Annotated in this window: 14 protein-coding genes; 9 read left to right on the top strand and 5 right to left on the bottom strand. The window is 70.5% G+C overall.

Translation table 11 applies throughout. The features are described from left to right. The first annotated feature begins 34 nt into the window (after window positions 1–34). From ACQPYZ_RS22570 to ACQPYZ_RS22545, 6 genes are all read left to right on the top strand, one after another. Window positions 35–919, top strand: a complete 885-nt coding sequence (locus ACQPYZ_RS22570; protein WP_433159358.1) for a hypothetical protein — start codon at window positions 35–37, stop codon at window positions 917–919. Window positions 920–1,043: 124 nt separating this feature from the next. Continuing rightward, the gene (locus ACQPYZ_RS22565; RefSeq protein ID WP_433159355.1) at window positions 1,044–2,462 is read left to right on the top strand and encodes a ricin-type beta-trefoil lectin domain protein; all 1,419 of its coding nucleotides are present in this window, start codon (window positions 1,044–1,046) and stop codon (window positions 2,460–2,462) included. A 96-nt stretch (window positions 2,463–2,558) separates the two neighbouring features. Beyond that, complete coding sequence (locus ACQPYZ_RS22560) at window positions 2,559–3,128, top strand: superoxide dismutase family protein (protein ID WP_433159352.1); 570 nt, start codon at window positions 2,559–2,561, stop codon at window positions 3,126–3,128. A gap of 71 nt (window positions 3,129–3,199) precedes the next feature. Beyond that, window positions 3,200–3,541, top strand: a complete 342-nt coding sequence (locus ACQPYZ_RS22555; protein ID WP_433159350.1) for a hypothetical protein — start codon at window positions 3,200–3,202, stop codon at window positions 3,539–3,541. Further along, window positions 3,498–4,943: a sensor histidine kinase gene (locus ACQPYZ_RS22550; protein ID WP_433159347.1), complete on the top strand. Its 1,446-nt coding sequence runs from the start codon at window positions 3,498–3,500 to the stop codon at window positions 4,941–4,943. The genes ACQPYZ_RS22555 and ACQPYZ_RS22550 overlap by 44 nt, the downstream gene beginning before the upstream one ends. Further along, window positions 4,940–5,599, top strand: a complete 660-nt coding sequence (locus tag ACQPYZ_RS22545; RefSeq protein ID WP_433159344.1) for a response regulator transcription factor — start codon at window positions 4,940–4,942, stop codon at window positions 5,597–5,599. The genes ACQPYZ_RS22550 and ACQPYZ_RS22545 overlap by 4 nt, the downstream gene beginning before the upstream one ends. 9 nt (window positions 5,600–5,608) lie before the next feature. On the opposite strand, the gene ACQPYZ_RS22540 is transcribed toward ACQPYZ_RS22545, so the two are convergent. Then, the gene (locus ACQPYZ_RS22540; RefSeq protein ID WP_433159341.1) at window positions 5,609–5,797 is read right to left on the bottom strand and encodes a DUF1918 domain-containing protein; all 189 of its coding nucleotides are present in this window, start codon (window positions 5,795–5,797) and stop codon (window positions 5,609–5,611) included. Window positions 5,798–5,870: 73 nt separating this feature from the next. After that, the gene (locus ACQPYZ_RS22535) at window positions 5,871–6,518 is read right to left on the bottom strand and encodes a LysE family translocator (protein ID WP_433159338.1); all 648 of its coding nucleotides are present in this window, start codon (window positions 6,516–6,518) and stop codon (window positions 5,871–5,873) included. 104 nt (window positions 6,519–6,622) lie between these two features. Here ACQPYZ_RS22535 and yicI point away from each other — a divergent pair, with 104 nt between their 5' ends. Continuing rightward, a complete protein-coding gene (gene yicI, locus ACQPYZ_RS22530) occupies window positions 6,623–8,824 on the top strand; it encodes an alpha-xylosidase (RefSeq protein WP_433159335.1) in 2,202 nt (733 codons plus the stop codon). After that, entirely contained in the window at window positions 8,821–10,743 is a 1,923-nt protein-coding gene (locus ACQPYZ_RS22525; protein WP_433159332.1) for a beta-galactosidase, read from the top strand. Before yicI ends, ACQPYZ_RS22525 begins: the two co-directional genes overlap by 4 nt. Here the strand turns inward: ACQPYZ_RS22525 and ACQPYZ_RS22520 are convergent. Further along, window positions 10,675–11,730, bottom strand: coding sequence for a LacI family DNA-binding transcriptional regulator (locus ACQPYZ_RS22520; protein ID WP_433159329.1), 1,056 nt, complete (start codon window positions 11,728–11,730; stop codon window positions 10,675–10,677). The two genes, ACQPYZ_RS22525 and ACQPYZ_RS22520, sit on opposite strands and share 69 nt — an antisense overlap. 198 nt (window positions 11,731–11,928) lie before the next feature. Between ACQPYZ_RS22520 and ACQPYZ_RS22515 the strand changes: the two genes are divergently transcribed. Next, a complete protein-coding gene (locus tag ACQPYZ_RS22515) occupies window positions 11,929–13,452 on the top strand; it encodes an FAD-dependent monooxygenase (protein WP_433159326.1) in 1,524 nt (507 codons plus the stop codon). Here ACQPYZ_RS22515 and ACQPYZ_RS22510 read toward each other — a convergent pair. Together ACQPYZ_RS22510 and ACQPYZ_RS22505 are read right to left on the bottom strand one after the other, a co-directional pair. Then, entirely contained in the window at window positions 13,442–15,445 is a 2,004-nt protein-coding gene (locus tag ACQPYZ_RS22510; RefSeq protein WP_433159323.1) for a glycoside hydrolase family 36 protein, read from the bottom strand. The two genes, ACQPYZ_RS22515 and ACQPYZ_RS22510, sit on opposite strands and share 11 nt — an antisense overlap. Continuing rightward, window positions 15,442–16,335, bottom strand: coding sequence for an EamA family transporter (locus ACQPYZ_RS22505; RefSeq protein ID WP_433159320.1), 894 nt, complete (start codon window positions 16,333–16,335; stop codon window positions 15,442–15,444). Before ACQPYZ_RS22505 ends, ACQPYZ_RS22510 begins: the two co-directional genes overlap by 4 nt. Between the last annotated feature and the right edge of the window lie 20 nt (window positions 16,336–16,355).

Raw genomic sequence — 16,355 nt, 5'->3', positions numbered from 1 at the left:
GGTCTAATAGAGGTAGTTGGGGGAGGCTGGTCAGATGGCAACGGGCGGCCCGGAGCAGGAGCGGCGACGGCGGATGCGGCCGGGCGCGATCATCGCGGGCGCTGTGGTGCTGACGCTGCTGTCCGCGCTGCTGGCCGGTCTCGGCGTCCTGTACTTCGGCGGTGACCCGGCCTCGACCGGGCAAGGCGCCGTACCGCTGCCGGGTCAGGCGGCCACGTCGACGGCTTCCAGCCAGCCGTCGGAAACGACGTCCTCCTCGCCGGCACCGCCGGAGCCCTCGCCGACCAGGCAGGCGCCGCCGAGTCCCTCGCCGACGTTCCGGTACCAGCCGTTGTGGCCGTTCGCCTCGGTCGCGGAGGCCGCCGCGTGGCAGCGCAGCCACCGCGACGGTGGCGGCCAGGCATGGCATCTGGACGCGGAGCAGACCGCGTTGTCCTTCACCACGGGCTTCCTGGGCTTCACCGAGATCGACCGGGTGATCGGCCGCACGATCAAGGGCGACGACGCGCGGATCTCCGTCGGGTACGCGTCCGCCGAGGGCCCGGCGAGTGTCGCCGCGGTGATCCACCTGGTCCGCATCGGCCAGGGCCCGGACGCGCCGTGGGAGGTGGTCGGCACGGCCGACACGCTGCTCACCCTCGAGCGGCCGCGGTACGGCGCGCGCGTGAGCTCACCGATCACCGCCGGCGGCCGGATCACCGGCGTCGACGAATCGATCCGGGTCGACGTCCGGCAAGCCGGCTCCGAGCGGCCGCTCGGTACTGCCTGCTGCGTCCCGGGTGGCGGTGAGCGGCAACCGTGGTCGACCCGACTGAGCTTCCGCGGTGCCAAGGCCGGGTCGGCCACGATCGTCGCTTCCACCGGCGGCCACGTGCAGGACGTCGAGCGCTTCGCCATCACCGGTGTCCGCGTCGGCTGAGGTGGTGTGACGCCGGTCACAGTTGATGTTGACGCAAACACCATCCGTTGACGTCAGCGGATGTTTACGTGAACATCGCCGCGTGAGATCACTTCTTGGACGTCTTGCCGTGGCCGCTTGCGCCGTGACCGCCATCGCCGGGGCGCTGACCGCGCCGGCCTTGACCGCGCCGGCCGGAGCGTCGACGAGCACCGCCATCGAGTCGGCGGGCGCAGCCGGTCAGTCGACGCGCGGGACCAGTGAGTTCCGTGGCGTGAACTGGGCGGACCCGCGGGACAACTACGCCGACGACGAGGTGGTCCCGTCCGGCTTGAGTACGGCGGACTCGTACGCGACGACGTACCGGAAGGCCACCGGCATCGTCGGTGAGTTCCGCAAGGAGCTGAAGGCGAACACGATCCGGCTGCCGATCAACCCGTCCAGCGTCGGCACCGACTGGTGGGCGTCGTACCGCGCGGCGATCGACGCCTCGGTGGCGAACAGGTTCAAGGTCATCCTCAGCTACTGGGAGGCCGACAACGCCAAGGACGGCCGGGTCGACGACCCGGTGAAGTATGCCGCCATGTGGGACACGGTGGTGAAGGCGTACGGGAGGAACCCGCGCGTGTACTTCGAGCCGATGAACGAGCCGTTCGGCTACTCGCTGGACGAGTGGGTGTCGCTCACCTCGTCCTGGATCGCCGACCACCGCCGGGTCCCGCGCGGCCGGATCGTCATCTCCGGCACCGGCTACAACGACGACGTCACCGGTGTCGGCGCGGCCCCCGAACTCAAGGGCACGCTGCTCTCGTTGCACTTCTACGGGTTCTGGGCGTCCGACGAGAACGAGGCGGCCTGGCTGGCGAACCTGCGCCCGCGGATCGGCGACTACGGCTGGCGGACGATCATCGACGAGGCCGGCTCGCCGATGACGATCGGGCTGAACTACGGCAACCACGAGGGCAACGTCTACACGTCGTACTTCGCAGCGCTCACGCAGGTCGCGCGCGAGCAGCGGATGGGCATCGTCTACTGGCCCGGCCTGCGCACCGGCGACTCGTACTCGATGACGACCCAGGTCGGTCCGAAGGACCTGGAGGTCAACAGCGAGAGCGGTCTGGCCCAGCTGTGGTGGGGCTGGGGCCTGTTGCGGGAGGAGCCGAGCAACGACCTGCCGCCGGCGCCGCCGGGCGAGCCGATCCGCGGTATGGCCAGCAACCGGTGCGTCGACGTCCCCGGCTTCTCCACCGCACCCGGTACGGCGCTGGACCTGTGGGACTGCAACAACGGCGGCAACCAGTCGTGGAACTACACGGCCGACCGGCAACTCACCGTCTACGGCGACAAGTGCATGACCGCCGGCGCCGCGGGCAGCCCGGTCACCATCGAGACCTGCACCGGCGCGCCCAACCAGGCCTGGAACCTGAACGCCGACCTCACCATCACCAGCGTCGCGAGCCCCGACCTCTGTCTGAACGCCGTCGGCGGTGGGACGGGCAACGGTACGGCGGTCGACGTCTGGCACTGCAACAACGCCGACCACCAGAAGTGGACCCGCTCGTAGCCGGCCTCATGCACGAACTGAGGGGCCGCTACGCTGAGTGCTGAGCTGTCACCCGCCCGCGACGGTCGACCGGTTCGTACGGAGCTCGAGGGAGTCATGGCAGCAATCGTTCGCCGCGCGCTCGCGGCATCAATCGTCCTGCTGACCGCCACGACCGCACCTGCGGCGGCCTCATCTTCGGCGGCGGTGCCGACGCACTCACCGGCCGCCACGGCAGCAGCGGATGTGGTGACCGCCCACGACCGGCTGCGGGATCTGACCCCGGCCGCGGACGGACCGTTCGACCGGGCGCGGGGTCTGGCGGTGCTGGTGTCGCGGGGTCAGTCCACGCTGGCGATCCTGCAGGTGCGGGGGATCGGGCGGACGGTCGCGGGACGGGCCTTCGGCGCACACCTGCATGCCGGCCCGTGCGTTGCCGGGGACGGTGCGGCCGCGGGTCCGCACTACAACACCGACACGGTCGCCGGAAAGGTCCCGCCGCGGGTGAATCCGAGCACCGAGGTGTGGCTCGACTTCACCGTCAGCCCGTCCGGCGCCGGCAACGCGCTGACCGTCGTACCGTTCACCCCGCTTCCGGGCAACCGCTCGATCGTGATTCATGAGAAGCCCACCGACCACCATGGTGCGGCCGGCGCCCGCCTGGCGTGCCTGCCGCTGTCGTGGTGACCGGCGCGAAGATGAGAATTCTGTAATCTTCCGCTCATGCGAATCTCCGGTAGGGGTCGCAGGCTCTGAGGATGCGGTCTCCACGGGTGGTGTACGGGGTCGTCGCCGGGTTGCTGGTGGTGGCCGGGTTGCTGCTGCCTCGCTTCCTGGCCGACCGGTCCTCACCCGAGCTCGGCGACACCGTCGTCGTCCCCGCGTCGTCCAGTTCACCGATCCCGACGCCGACGCGTACGCCGACCCCGTCGCCCACGACGTCCACGACGCCAGGGAAGCCCACGGCCACGACGCCGGTGAAGTCAACGGCCACGACCGGCACCACCGGGGCCGAGCCGGTCTCGCCGCCGGCGGCGCCGACCGCGGGGGAAGACGATGACGACGACGGGGCGGACGAGCCGGACGACGACGATGGGTGATGGCCGGCTGCGGCCGGTGGTCAGTGCGCGGGTGCGGATCATCGGCTGGATGTTCGGCGTCCTCGCGCTCGCCCTGTCCGCGCTGGTCGTGCTCACCTGGCAGGTGCTGGCGGCCCGCGCCGACGCGGCCGCGGACGACGAGCTCACCCACGAGGCGAACAAGTTCCGCGCGTTCGCGAGGTCCCCGGAGGCCGCCACCTTCACCCGCTCCGAGGCCCTGCTCGACCGCTGGCTGCAGAGCAACCTGCCGGACGACTCGGAGGCGTTCTTCACCATCGTCGGCGGCCGCGAGGACCACCGCAGCCAGGGCACGCCACCCGCCCGGCTCGACACCGACGCGGCCTTCGTCCGACGGGCCGCCGACGCGACCGAACCGTCGTACGGCTGGGTCGACAGCCCCGCCGGCAAGGTCCGGTACGGCGTCATCCCGGTGCGGGTCGGGTCGCAGCCGGACCGCGCGCACCTGGTGGTCCTCGAGTTCCGCGACGTCATCGCCGAGCCGTCGATGGCCGCGGCCCGGGCGCTGGTGCTGATCGGCGCGATCACGCTGGTGCTCGCCGCGGGTGCGTGCTGGCTGGTGACCGGGCGGGTGCTCGCGCCGATCCGTCAGCTGCGGACGACCGCGGAGCGGATCAGCGAGACCGACCTGCGACGCCGGATCGAGGTCGTCGGCAACGACGACGTGGCCCAGTTGGCCGGGACGTTCAACACGATGCTGGACCGGCTGGAGGACGCGTTCACCGCCCAGCGCGAGTTCGTCGACAACGCCGGGCACGAGCTGCGGACCCCGATCACGGTGATCCGCGGTCACCTGGAACTGATGAGCGAGGACCCGCACGACCGCGCGGACACGAAGGCCCTGGTGCTGGACGAGTTGGCCCGGATGAACCGGATGGTCGACGACCTGCTGGTGCTGGCGAAGAGCGAGCGGCCGGACTTCCTGGAGGTCGGCGAGGTCAACCTGACCGAGCTCGTGGTCGAGGTGGTCGCGAAGGCCCGGCCGCTGGCGGACCGGTCCTGGCGGGTCGCCGGAACGGCCGACGCGACGATCGTCGCCGACGGCCAGCGGCTGACCCAGGCGCTGATGCAGCTGGTGTCCAACGCGGTCCGGCACACGAGGCCCGGCGACCGGATCGAGGTGGGATCGCGCCTCGACCCCGACGGCACCGCGCGGTTGTGGGTCGCCGACACCGGCCCGGGGGTGCCGACGGCGGACCGCGAGCGGATCTTCGAGAGGTTTGCCCGGGGCAACGACCAGCGCCGGACCGACGGCGCCGGGCTCGGGCTGGCGATCGTCCGGTCGATCGCGCAGGCGCATGATGGTGAGGTACGGCTGGTGCCCGGTCCCGGGGCCCGCTTCGAGTTGACCCTGCCCGCGGCCAAGGAGGCGATGTCGCGATGAACCGGATCCTGATCGCCGAGGACGAGGAGCGGATCGCGGCGTTCGTCGAACGCGGTCTGCGCAGCAACGGGTTCGTCACGACCGTGGTCGGCGACGGCGAGACGGCGTACCAGGAAGGGGCCGGCGGCACGTACGACCTGCTGATCCTGGACATCGGCCTGCCGCGCGTCGACGGCTTCACCGTGCTCCGGCGGTTGCGTGAGGCAAGGGTCGCGATGCCGGTGGTGATCCTGACCGCGCGCGACAGCGTCCGGGACACGGTCGCCGGGCTGGAAGGCGGTGCCGACGACTACATCGCCAAGCCGTTCGCGTTCGAGGAACTGCTGGCGCGGGTCCGGCTGCGGCTGCGCGGTGAGGGTACGCCGGACGCCAACATCCTGCAGATCGGCGACCTGAGCCTGGACCTCCGGACCCGCCGCGCGCTCGTCGGCGGCGAGACGGTCGAGCTCACCGCCCGCGAGTTCCTGCTGGCCGAGGTGTTCTGCCGGCATCCCGACCAGGTGCTGTCCCGCGAGCAACTGCTCTCGCAGGTCTGGGGGTTCGACTTCGACCCCGGCTCCAACGTGGTCGACGTCTATATCCGCTACCTCCGCCGCAAACTCGGCCCGGACCGCATCCAAACCGTCCGCGGCATGGGCTACCGCCTGCTCCCGTAGGTCCGCGGCTCAGTCCGCGTGGACGATGTGGGCGTCGGGGCCGGGGAAGAAGAGGGACTCGGTGTCGGTGTCGGTCCAGTGGACCAGGTATGGCGGGGCGCCGTTCGGGTCGTGGACCTCGACGATCTCGCCCTGCCGTCGGTGGGCCATCACGTGGGTGCCCTCGACGATCACTGTGTCACCCGCCGCCGCCTTCATCGGACCGCCTCCATCAGTCGGTGACTGCTGCTTCCTCCCAGCTTGACCCCAGACCCCCGGCGAGCACCAGACGTCAGCGGACGTCGATGGCCAGCCGGACGGCCAGCGCGGCGAAGATGCCGGCGCAGACGCGCTCGAGCCTGCGGCGGACCGTGCTGCCGGCCCGCAGGAAGCGGTCGGTCAGGCTGCCCGCGAGCAGACCGACCGAGCCGTCCACGGCGAAGCCGATGACCATCAGGATCAGGCCGAGGGCGAGGATCTGCGGACCCGCCGGCCAGGCGTCCGGGCCGGTGCTGATGAACTGCGGCACGAACGCCAGGTAGAACAAAATGACCTTCGGGTTCGCGACGTTGGTGAGCACCGCCATCAGGTAGGTCCGGCGGAGGGTACGCCGCGGCAGGTCGATCGACTCGTCGTCCGCCTCGCCGACCTCGCGCCGGCTCGCTCGCCAGGTCAGATAGGCGAGGTAGACGAGGAACGCCGCCCCGGCGATCCGGATCCCGTCCAGCACCTGGGGTGCCGCCTGGATCAGCGCGCCGAGCCCGAGGGCCGCGGCCGCGGTGTGCACCACCAGGCCGGTCGACACCCCGGCCGCGGCGACGACACCGGCCTGCCGCCCGCCGGCGGCCGCGTTCGCCGCGATGAACAGCATGTCCGGCCCCGGCACGATGCTCACCACGAGGGCTGCCAGCATGAACCCGATCACGATCGAGAGCTCCATGGGTCCATCCTCGCCCGGCCTGTGGACGGTCCACGACCCTTTTCCAGTCCGTGGTCTAGGCTCGTCGAAGCGCTTCGACGACCGCCGCACGAGAGGGCCGCCCGATGAAGTTCACCGACGGATACTGGCAGTTGCGGGACGGGCTGACCCGGCTGCGGCCGGCCGAGGTCGAGAGCGTGCAGGCGGGCGAGCGGGAGCTCACCGTGTTCGCTCCGGCCAAGCGGATCGAGCGGCGCGGCGACACCCTCAACCAGCCGGTGTTCACGGTCACCTTCACCTCACCGGCGCCCGGGGTGATCGGGGTCCGGATCGCGCACCATCTCGGTGGCCTGCCCGCGCGGCCGTCGTACCGGCTGAACTCCGGTGACGACCATCCGGTCAAGGTGGAGGTGGGTCCGGCCGAGGCGCGGCTGACGGCGGGCGAGCTGAGTGTGGTCGTCGGCCTGGACGGGCCGTGGGACGTCCGGTTCGAGCAGGACGGGCAGCCGGTGACGGACTCGGGCGCCCGCAGCATCGGGCTGATCACCGACCAGGACGGCCGGCACTTCCTGCACGAACAACTGGCGCTCGGCGTCGGCGAGACGATCTACGGCCTGGGCGAGCGGTTCGGCCCGCTGGTGAAGAACGGTCAGGTCGTCGACATCTGGAACGCCGACGGCGGCACGTCGAGCGAGCAGGCGTACAAGAACGTCCCGTTCTTCCTGAGCAGCAAGGGGTACGGCGTCCTGGTCGACACGCCGGCCGACGTCTCGTTCGAGGTCGGCTCCGAGGTCACCTCCCGCAACCAGTTCAGCGTCGAGGGCCAGGAGTTGACGTACTACGTCTTCGCCGGACCGACCGCGAAGGACGTTCTCCGGCGCTACACCGCCCTGACCGGCCGGCCCGCACGCGTGCCGGCGTGGTCGATGGGGCTGTGGCTGTCGACGTCGTTCACCACCGACTACAGCGAGGAGACGACGAGCGCGTTCGTCGACGGGATGGCCGAGCGCGACCTGCCGTTGAGCGTCTTCCACTTCGACTGTTTCTGGATGCGGCAGTTCCACTGGTGCGACTTCGTCTGGGATCCGGTGGCGTTCCCGGACCCGGCCGGGATGCTCCGCCGGCTGAAGGACCGCGGGGTGCGGGTCAGCGTGTGGATCAACCCGTACATCGCCCAGCGGTCGATCCTGTTCGAGGAGGGTCGCCGGCTCGGCTACCTGCTGAAACGTCCGGACGGCTCGGTCTGGCAGTGGGACCTGTGGCAGGCCGGGATGGCGATCGTCGACTTCACCAATCCCGACGCGACGGCGTGGTACCGCTCGAAGTTGCAGGCCCTGATCGACCTCGGGGTCGACTGCTTCAAGACCGACTTCGGTGAACGCATCCCGACCGACGTCGTCTGGCACGACGGCTCGGACCCGCGGCGCATGCACAACTACTACGCGCACCTCTACAACGATGCGGTGTTCGGGCTGCTGCAGGAGAACCGCGGCGAGGGCGAGGCCGTGCTGTTCGCGCGCTCGGCCACGGCCGGCGGTCAGCAGTTCCCGGTGCACTGGGGTGGCGACTGCGAGTCCACGTTCGAGGCGATGGCCGAGTCCCTGCGCGGCGGGTTGTCGCTGGCGGCGTCCGGGTTCGGCTACTGGAGTCATGACATCGGCGGCTTCGAGGGCACGCCGGATCCGGCGATCTTCAAGCGCTGGGTGCCGTTCGGGTTGCTGTCCTCGCACTCGCGGCTGCACGGCTCGTCGTCGTACCGGGTGCCGTGGGCGTTCGACGACGAGGCGGTCGACGTACTGCGGAAGTTCACCAAGCTGAAGCTGTCGCTGATGCCGTACCTGATGACGGCCGCGGAGGAAGCACATCGCGAGGGCGTGCCGATGATGCGGCCGATGATCCTGGAGTTCCCGGACGACCCCGGCGTCGCCTACCTCGACCGGCAGTACCTGCTCGGCCCGGATCTGCTGGTGGCGCCGGTGATGAGCTGGACCGGCGAGGTCTCGTTCTACCTGCCCGCGGGGACCTGGACCGACCTGTTCAGTGGTGAGCGGCTCACCGGCCCGCGGTGGGTGCACCAGACCCACGGGTTCGACACTCTGCCGGTCCTGGTCCGTGAAGGTGCGGTGATTCCGATCGGTGCCGTCGACGACCGGCCGGAGTACGACTGGTCGAACGACGTCGAGCTCCGCTGGTTCGCGCCGACCGAAGGGCAGACGGCGGTCGCGCGGCTGCCTGAGGCGGCGATCGAGCTGACCCTGCGCGACGGTGTGCCACAGGCCCGCGTCGTGCAAGGCACCTGTGAGCGCTTCAAAGTGACGCTGTCATGAGGAAGCTCTGGTACGGCGGCGACTACAACCCGGAGCAGTGGGATCCCTCGGTGTGGCGGGAGGACGTGGACCTGATGCGTCGGGCTGGTGTCAACCTGGTGACGGTCGGCGTCTTCGCGTGGTCGAGTCTCGAGCCGTCGCCGGGGGAGTACCGTTTCGGCTGGCTGGACCGCGTACTCGATCTGCTGCACAGCGGCGGTGTGCAGGTGGATCTGGCCACGCCGACCGCGTCTCCGCCGCCGTGGTTCAGCCGACTGCATCCGGAAGCGCTACCGGTGACGGCCGACGGCGTGCGGCTGACGCACGGCAGCAGGGACACGTACTGCGCGTGCGCGCCGGCGTACCGCGCCGCGGCCGAAGGGATCGCGCGCGTCCTGGTCGATCGGTACGAGGACCATCCGGCGCTGGCGATGTGGCACGTCCACAACGAGTACGGGACGGTGTGTTACTGCCCGTTGGCTGCCGAGCGGTTCCGTGAATGGTTGCGGGAGCGGTACGGCTCGCTCGACCGGCTGAACGCCGCGTGGACGACCGCCTTCTGGAGTCAGGGGTACGCCGACTGGCAGGACGTGGAGCCGCCGCGCCGGACGCAGTACCTGGTGAATCCGACGCACTACCTGGACTACCGGCGGTTCTGGTCGGACGAGTTGCTGGCGGCGTACCTGGAGCAGAAGGCGGTCATCCGGGACCGGTCGTCGTTGCCGGTGACCACGAACTTCGTGTTCGGCGGCTGGGTGCCGGTGAACCACGCCCGCTGGGCGGCCGAGGTGGATGTCGTGGCCATCGACCACTATCCGACCCGGACCGATCGCGGTGCCGAGGAGCAGACCGCGTTCGGTGCCGACCTCGCCCGGTCGTGGGCCGGCGGCAGGCCGTGGCTGCTGATGGAGCAGGCGGCCGGGACGCTGAACGACGGGAAACGCCTGCACACCAAGGAACCTGGGCGGATGGCACGCCACAGTCTGTCGCACATCGCGCGCGGCTCGGCCGGTGCGCTGTTCTTCCAGTGGCGGGCGTCGCGGGGTGGTTCGGAGATGTACCACTCGGCCCTCGTGCCGCACGCGGGACCGTCGTCGCGGATCTTCCGCGAGGTGGCCGAGCTGGGTACGGCGCTGCCGTCGCTGGCCGAGCTCGGGGACGCCGAGGTCGTCGCCGACGTCGCCGTACTCTGGGACGTCGAGTGCTGGTGGGCGATGCAGGGGACGCACCTGCCGTCGTCGTCGCTCGACTACCTGTCGGCGGTGCAGGACGCGCATCGTCACTTCTGGCGCGCGGGGGTGACCGTCGACTTCGCGGATCCGTCGGCGGACCTGTCGTCGTACCGGCTCGTTGTGGTGCCGTCCCTGTACCTGATCAGTGACGAGGCGGCCGCGTCGTTGGCGGCGTATGTCGAGAGCGGTGGGCACCTGGTGGTCGGGTACTTCAGCGGCATCGTCGACCCCGACGCGCAGGTCCGGCTCGGTGGTTATCCGGGCGCCTTCACCTCTTTGCTGGGAGCTCGGGTTGAGGAGTTCCACCCGCTCCCCGAGGACGGTGAGGTCGAGTTGTCGTCCGGCGGGCGTGGACGGGTGTGGAGCGAGGACGTGGAGGCGGTCTCGGCCGAGGTCGTCGACCGGTACGTCGGGGGAGTGCTGGACGGGAAGCCGGCGATCACCCGGCGCGACGCCGGCGCCGGGACCGCGTGGTACGTGTCGACCTCGATCGACTTCGAGACCGCGGCCGGGTTGTTCGGCCTGACGCGGTCGGCGGTGGAGACGGTTCGCCGGCGTTCCGGCGAGACCACCTGGACGTTCCTGTTCAACCATGACGAGGCCGAGGTCGTCGTACCCGTTGACGGCGTCGAGCTGATCTCAGGCGCGGCGGTGCACGGATCGCTCACGGTGCCCGGTGGCGGGGTCGCGGTCGTCCGCTCGCCCTGACGACCCGCGCGCGGTCAGCGTCGGCGGCATCAGCGTCAGCTCGGCTACGTCGCCACCGGCCAGCTTGGTGATCAGCGACTCGACCGCCTGCTCGCCGATCCGCTCGGCCGGGATCGTGACCGACGACAGGCGCGGCACCTGCCGCTCGGCGACGTCGTCCGCGCAGATCGCCACCAGCGAGAGATCCTCGGGAACACGTCGGCCGAGTCGTCGCAGGACGTCGAGCAGCGGGCCGATGATCGGCTCGTTCTGCACCACGAGCCCGGTGATGCCGGGATGGTCGTGCAGCAGCCGCTCGACCGTGCCGAGGACCGCCTCGAAGGTGTGCTCGCAGGGTGTCTCGACCCCGAGGACGCCCTGTCGCTCGGCGGCGTCCGCGAACCCGGTCAGCGTCCGCTGGGCGAAGCCGGTCTGGCGTTCGTACACGGCGGACGGCGTCCCCAGCAACGCGAGTGCGCGGTGGCCGAGACCGATTAGGTGGTCGACGCAGTGGGCGCCCGCGGCAACGAAATCGAGGTCGACACAGGTCAGCCCGGCGGCGTCGGCCGGGTAGCCGATCAGGACCGACGGCAGCGGCAGCTCGCGCAGCACCGGCACCCGCGGGTCGTCCAGCTCGACGTCCATCACCACCAGCGCGTCCACGAGCGCGCTCTGCGCCACCCGCTCCAGCCCGTCCGGTCCCTCGTCGGCGGTCAGCAGCAGGACGTCGTGGTCGAACCGGCGAGCCGTGGTCACCACCGCGGACGCGAACTGCATCATCACCGGGACGTGCATGCCGGTGCGCAGCGGCATGACGAGCGCGATGACGTTGGAGCGCCGGCCGGCCAGCGCGCGGGCACTCGCGTTCGGCCGGTAGCCGAGCGCGCGGACGCTGCGCTGCACGCGCTCGCGGGTCTCGGGTGAGATCGACCGCTTCCCGCTGAGCACGTACGAGACCGTGCTGGCCGCGACCCCGGCATGCCGGGCGACGTCCGCGATCGTGACCATCGGGGCTCTCCTCGTCCCGGTCGAAGCGCTTCGACCGACGGACAAAACAAACGGCAAGGAGCACAGCTCTCCTTGCCAGTTTCAACTTATAGCGTAGGTGGGGACTTGCCGCAAGCCCCGGTTCGTGGCGGAGAATCGCCGCTCGTGACTGGACTTCATCGCGATCAGGCAGCGGCAGGACGACCGGGGGAAGGGGTGGTGACGGACGTCGACGTGATCGTCGTCGGCGGTGCGCCGACGGGACTGATGCTGGCGGGTGAGCTGCGGCTGGCGGGGGTGCGGGTGGTCGTGCTCGAGCGGCAGCCGCGCCCTCGGGAGACGGCCAAGGCGAACGGGCTGGCCGGGCAGATCCTGGACCTGCTGCGCTACCGCGGTCTGCTCGAACGGTTCGAGGCGGTGAGCACCGACCCGCATCCACCGGCCCGATTCCCGTTCGGCGGCATGGACCTCGACTTCACCCACCTCACCGACCCGCCGCTGCGGGCGATCCAGATCCCGCAGGCGCGGCTCGAGGCCGTGCTCGCCGAGCGCGCCCGTGAGCTCGGCGCCGACGTACGCCGTGGGCATCAGGTGACCGGGCTCGACCAGACCGACGGCGCCGTGACGGTTCAGGTCAGCGGACCGGACGGGCCTTATCACCTGACCGCGCGCTACCTCGTGGGCTGCGACGGTCCGCGCAGCCGGGTCCGCGACCTGGCCGGGATCGCCTTCCCCGGTACGACGTACCCCGAGGTCAACCGGCTCGCCCAGGTCACGGTGCACGAGTCGGTCACCCGGCTCGGGAACGGCGACCTCGACGTGCCCGGCGCCGGGACGATCCCGGCCGGGTTCAGCCGGACCGGCAACGGTGTCTTCGGGCTCGGCGCCCTCACCGACGACGTTCTGATGGTGTACACCTCCGAGGACGAGACCGCCGAGTACGACGACGACGTACCGCTGACCCTGGCCGAGTTGCGGGACAGCATTCGCCGCGTGCTCGGCAAGGAGGTGCCTCTCGGTGAACCGCACCGGTTGTCTCGCTTCACCTTCCACGCCCGCCAGGCCGAGCGGTATCGGGCGGGCCGGGTCTTCGTGGCCGGCGATGCGGCTCACCTGTTCCCGGCCACGGGTGTCGCACTCAACGCGGGCATGCTCGACGCGGTGAACCTGGCCTGGAAGCTGGCTGCCGACGTCCAGGGGCGGGCGCCGGACGGCCTGCTCGACACCTACCACACCGAGCGTCACTACGCGGGTGCTCGGACCCTGGTGCACACGCGCGCTCAGGTCGCGCTGCGCCGCGGACTCGACCCGGCGGCCGACGCCTTGCGCGAGGTCTTCCAGGAGTTGCTCGCCGAGGAGGCGCCGTTGCGCCGACTGGCTGGCATGGTCGCCGGCACCGACATCCGTTACCCGCTTCCGGGCGCCGGCGATCACGGCCTGATCGGCACGTTCGCACCCGACCTCACGCTGCACACCGAGCAGGGCACGACCACCGTGGCCGAGTTGATGCGGTCCGCCCGGCCCGTCCTCCTCGACCTCGCGGACAGCGCGGACGTTCGGCAGGCTGCGGCAAACCGGCCGGCTCGTGTCGACGTCGTCACCGCCAAGACCGACGACCGCCCGGCGGACGTCCTGCTGATCCGTCCGGACGCCGTCATCGCCTGGGCCGCGGACCTCGATCAGTCGAACGGCGTCACCGCACCGCTGTGTAAAGCCCTGTCGACATGCGGTGTCAGTGGCTGAGGCGCAGGACCCGGGCTGAGGGCTCGGCGACGTCGGTGGTGACCGTCAGACCGTCGGTGGACCAGGTGTAGGACCAGCCGCCCGGGTCGTTCGGGAACAGCTGCTCTATCGTTGCTTCAGGTAACGGAAGGGTGGTCTGTGACGGCCCGGCGGCCCGGTGCCACAGGGTCAGGTAGGTGCTCGAGGAGTTGCCGAGCGCCAGCGCGATCCAGTCGTCGGTCCAGCCGGGCAGCCCCAGAGGCCAGCTCGGCACGAGCGTCTCGATGTCCTGCAGGACAAGGCGATGCGCCGCCACCGCGGACCGGACCAGCTCCAGCTCGGCCTCGGTCATCCGGTTCAGATGGCCGGACAGGTAGAGCCGGCCCGGGATGCCGTTGACCAGGGCAAGGGTGAACTCCTCGCGGGTCGTCCCACTGATCGGATACGCCCAGTGGCCGGCCTGTTCGGGGAGTACGCCGGCCGGTGCCGCGGCCGTGATCGGTGCGTAAAGCAACGGATGCTCCTGGTCGGAGGTCGACTGCAGGTGCAGCCGGGACAGCATCGCGTAGTCCATCCGCATCGCCCCGGAGGCGCAGTTCTCGATCAGCAGCTCCGGGTGGCGGGTCTGCACCGCGTCCAGCCAGCTGAGCACGGCCCGGTTGTGCTCGAGCAGTCCGTGGCCGAGCGACGTGCCGTCCTTGTCCGTGCCCGGGCCGGTCATCGTGTTGTTGTCGAACTTGAAGTAGCCGATGCCGAAGTCGTTCACCAACCGGTCGACGGTGTCGTCGAGGTCCTGACGGGCGAGCGGGCTGCGGAGGTCGAGCAGGTAGCGGCCGTGTTCGGCGACGCGGATGCCGCGGCGGGTGAGGAACGCCTCGTCGGGCAGTGCCGACGCGATCGGTGCGTGCACGCCGATCACCTCCGGCTCCAGCCACAAACCGGGCACCATGCCACGCTCGCGGATCCGGTCGATCACCTCGCCGAGACCCTTCGGGAAGCGGGTGCTCGACGGCTGCCACGCGCCGACGGTGTTCCACCAGTGCCCTTCGGCGTACCAACCGGCGTCGATGCAGAAGTAGTCGGCACCGGCCTCGGCCGCGGCGTCGATCAGCGGCAACAGCTTCTCGGTCGTCGGGTCGCCGACCAGCGTGTTCATGTAGTCGTTGAAGATCACCGGCATCCGGTCGTCGACCGGCCGCCGCATCCGGAGCGTACGGCGCTGGCGCGTGAGGGCCGCGAACACGCTGTCCCGGTCGGTCCCGCCGACCAGCGAAACCGGCACGGTGGTGAACGGCTCGTCTGCCGTGATCCTTACGGTCCACTGGTGTTCCTGATCGGTGGGCCCGCTCAGCAGGAGGTATCCGCCGCGCCGGTTCTCGCCCAGCTCGAAGTGCCACGGCCCGTTGTGCTCGATCTGCCAGCCGAGCGCGGACGGCGTCGTCCGATCGACCAGTACGCCGACCGGCAGCCGCTCACCGCTCGACCAGGAGCCGGTGCTCGTCACCGCCTGGCGGCTCTTCGAGACCGGGTAGTGCGGATCGCGCACGATGTCCGGGACATCGCCGGACCGCAGCGGCTGGACGGACCACCGGTTCTCCGCCATCCAGGTGTTGGCCGCCCAGTGCAGGTCCGCGTCCACGGACTCGAGCCCGACGACAAGCGACGACAGGAAGTCGAGCTCCAGCGAGCCCGCTCCGGTCATGGAGGCCTCGGACCACGCGCGGACACCGGCCCTGGCCTCGAACACGCTGGTGATCCGCAGCCCGGTCTCGGGGTCCTCCTGGACGATTCGCAGGGTGGAGCCGTCCTCGTCATGGCGCACGTACCGCAGGCGCCGGCCCAGGATCGTGTCGACGTGCCGGTTCGTCCCGGGGGAGCGCCCGTACCCGAGCGCGGACACTTCCACCAACGGCTGGTTCGCCTCGCCGGCAACCTCCCCGGCGGTCACCCGCACCGGTCCGTCGTCGAGGGTGAACACCAGGGTCAGCTCGGGCGTGCTCCAGCGCAGAGTCATCGATAAACCTTAGGCGGCTCGGCGGGCGCCGGCGCAACGGTCGTCTCGCGTCGCGGGCGGGCGAGCGTGATGCCGGCCAGCACGAGGGCGAGGCCGGCCAGCTGAGGGACCGTGAGCAACTCGCCCGACAAGGTCGTCCCCAGCAGTACGCCGGTGACCGGGTTCAGCAGGCCGATCAGGCCGACGGTCGCGGCCGGGAGATGCCGGAGGCCGGTGAACCAGGCGGTGAACGCAAGTGCGGTGGCGATCAGGCCGACGTACCCGAAGCCGGCAATCGCGGACAGGTCCATCGCGGGTGGTCCGCCCTCGACGGCGACCGCGAAGGGGATCAGGACCAGGCCGCCGGCGACGAGTTGCCAGGACGTGGTGGCCAGCGGACTCGCGGAGCGGCCCCACTTCTTGGTGAGGATGTAGCCACCGGAGGACATCAGCAGGGCGGCGACCGAGGCGGCGACGCCCCGGAGATCCGCGGCGGTCGTGCCGGCGCCCAGGAGCAGGCAGACTCCCGTGATTCCGGCGCCCGCGCCGACGAGAACGGGCAGGGTCGGACGCTCGGCCAGCAGGGCCCAGGCGAACAACGCCATGGTCAACGGGGTGGCGGACATGATCGTCGACGCGAGGCTGACCGGCAGGAGTTGGGAGGCGACGTAGATCAACGCGAAGAACGCTCCCATGTTGCAGATGCCGAGCACGAGTGACCGCCACCACCAGGCACCGTGCGGCAGGCGGCGGGCGATGCACAGCAGGAGCAGGCCGGCGGGCAGTGCGCGAAGGACGGCGCCGTACAAGGGGTAGCCGGCCGGCAGGTACTCGTGGGTGACGAAGTAGTTCGTCCCCCAGGCGATCGGGGCGATCGCGGTGACGAGCACCCACCGGAGAGTATTTTCCATGGAAACTACTATATCTTCCT

This window comes from Kribbella sp. CA-247076 (genome assembly GCF_050942445.1).
Lineage (GTDB): Bacteria > Actinomycetota > Actinomycetes > Propionibacteriales > Kribbellaceae > Kribbella.
This window is presented reverse-complemented; position numbering and strand designations above follow the sequence as displayed.

Excerpts from the sequence above, each read along its gene's own strand:
- ACQPYZ_RS22570 (WP_433159358.1), top strand. The coding sequence starts at position 35 with ATGGCAACGGGCGGCCCGGAGCAGGAGCGGCGACGGCGGATGCGGCCG.
- ACQPYZ_RS22560 (WP_433159352.1), top strand. The coding sequence starts at position 2,559 with ATGGCAGCAATCGTTCGCCGCGCGCTCGCGGCATCAATCGTCCTGCTG.
- ACQPYZ_RS22555 (WP_433159350.1), top strand. The coding sequence starts at position 3,200 with ATGCGGTCTCCACGGGTGGTGTACGGGGTCGTCGCCGGGTTGCTGGTG.
- ACQPYZ_RS22550 (WP_433159347.1), top strand. The coding sequence starts at position 3,498 with ATGACGACGACGGGGCGGACGAGCCGGACGACGACGATGGGTGATGGC.
- ACQPYZ_RS22545 (WP_433159344.1), top strand. The coding sequence starts at position 4,940 with ATGAACCGGATCCTGATCGCCGAGGACGAGGAGCGGATCGCGGCGTTC.
- ACQPYZ_RS22540 (WP_433159341.1), bottom strand. The coding sequence starts at position 5,797 with ATGAAGGCGGCGGCGGGTGACACAGTGATCGTCGAGGGCACCCACGTG.
- ACQPYZ_RS22535 (WP_433159338.1), bottom strand. The coding sequence starts at position 6,518 with ATGGAGCTCTCGATCGTGATCGGGTTCATGCTGGCAGCCCTCGTGGTG.
- yicI (WP_433159335.1), top strand. The coding sequence starts at position 6,623 with ATGAAGTTCACCGACGGATACTGGCAGTTGCGGGACGGGCTGACCCGG.
- ACQPYZ_RS22525 (WP_433159332.1), top strand. The coding sequence starts at position 8,821 with ATGAGGAAGCTCTGGTACGGCGGCGACTACAACCCGGAGCAGTGGGAT.
- ACQPYZ_RS22520 (WP_433159329.1), bottom strand. The coding sequence starts at position 11,730 with ATGGTCACGATCGCGGACGTCGCCCGGCATGCCGGGGTCGCGGCCAGC.
- ACQPYZ_RS22510 (WP_433159323.1), bottom strand. The coding sequence starts at position 15,445 with ATGACTCTGCGCTGGAGCACGCCCGAGCTGACCCTGGTGTTCACCCTC.
- ACQPYZ_RS22505 (WP_433159320.1), bottom strand. The coding sequence starts at position 16,335 with ATGGAAAATACTCTCCGGTGGGTGCTCGTCACCGCGATCGCCCCGATC.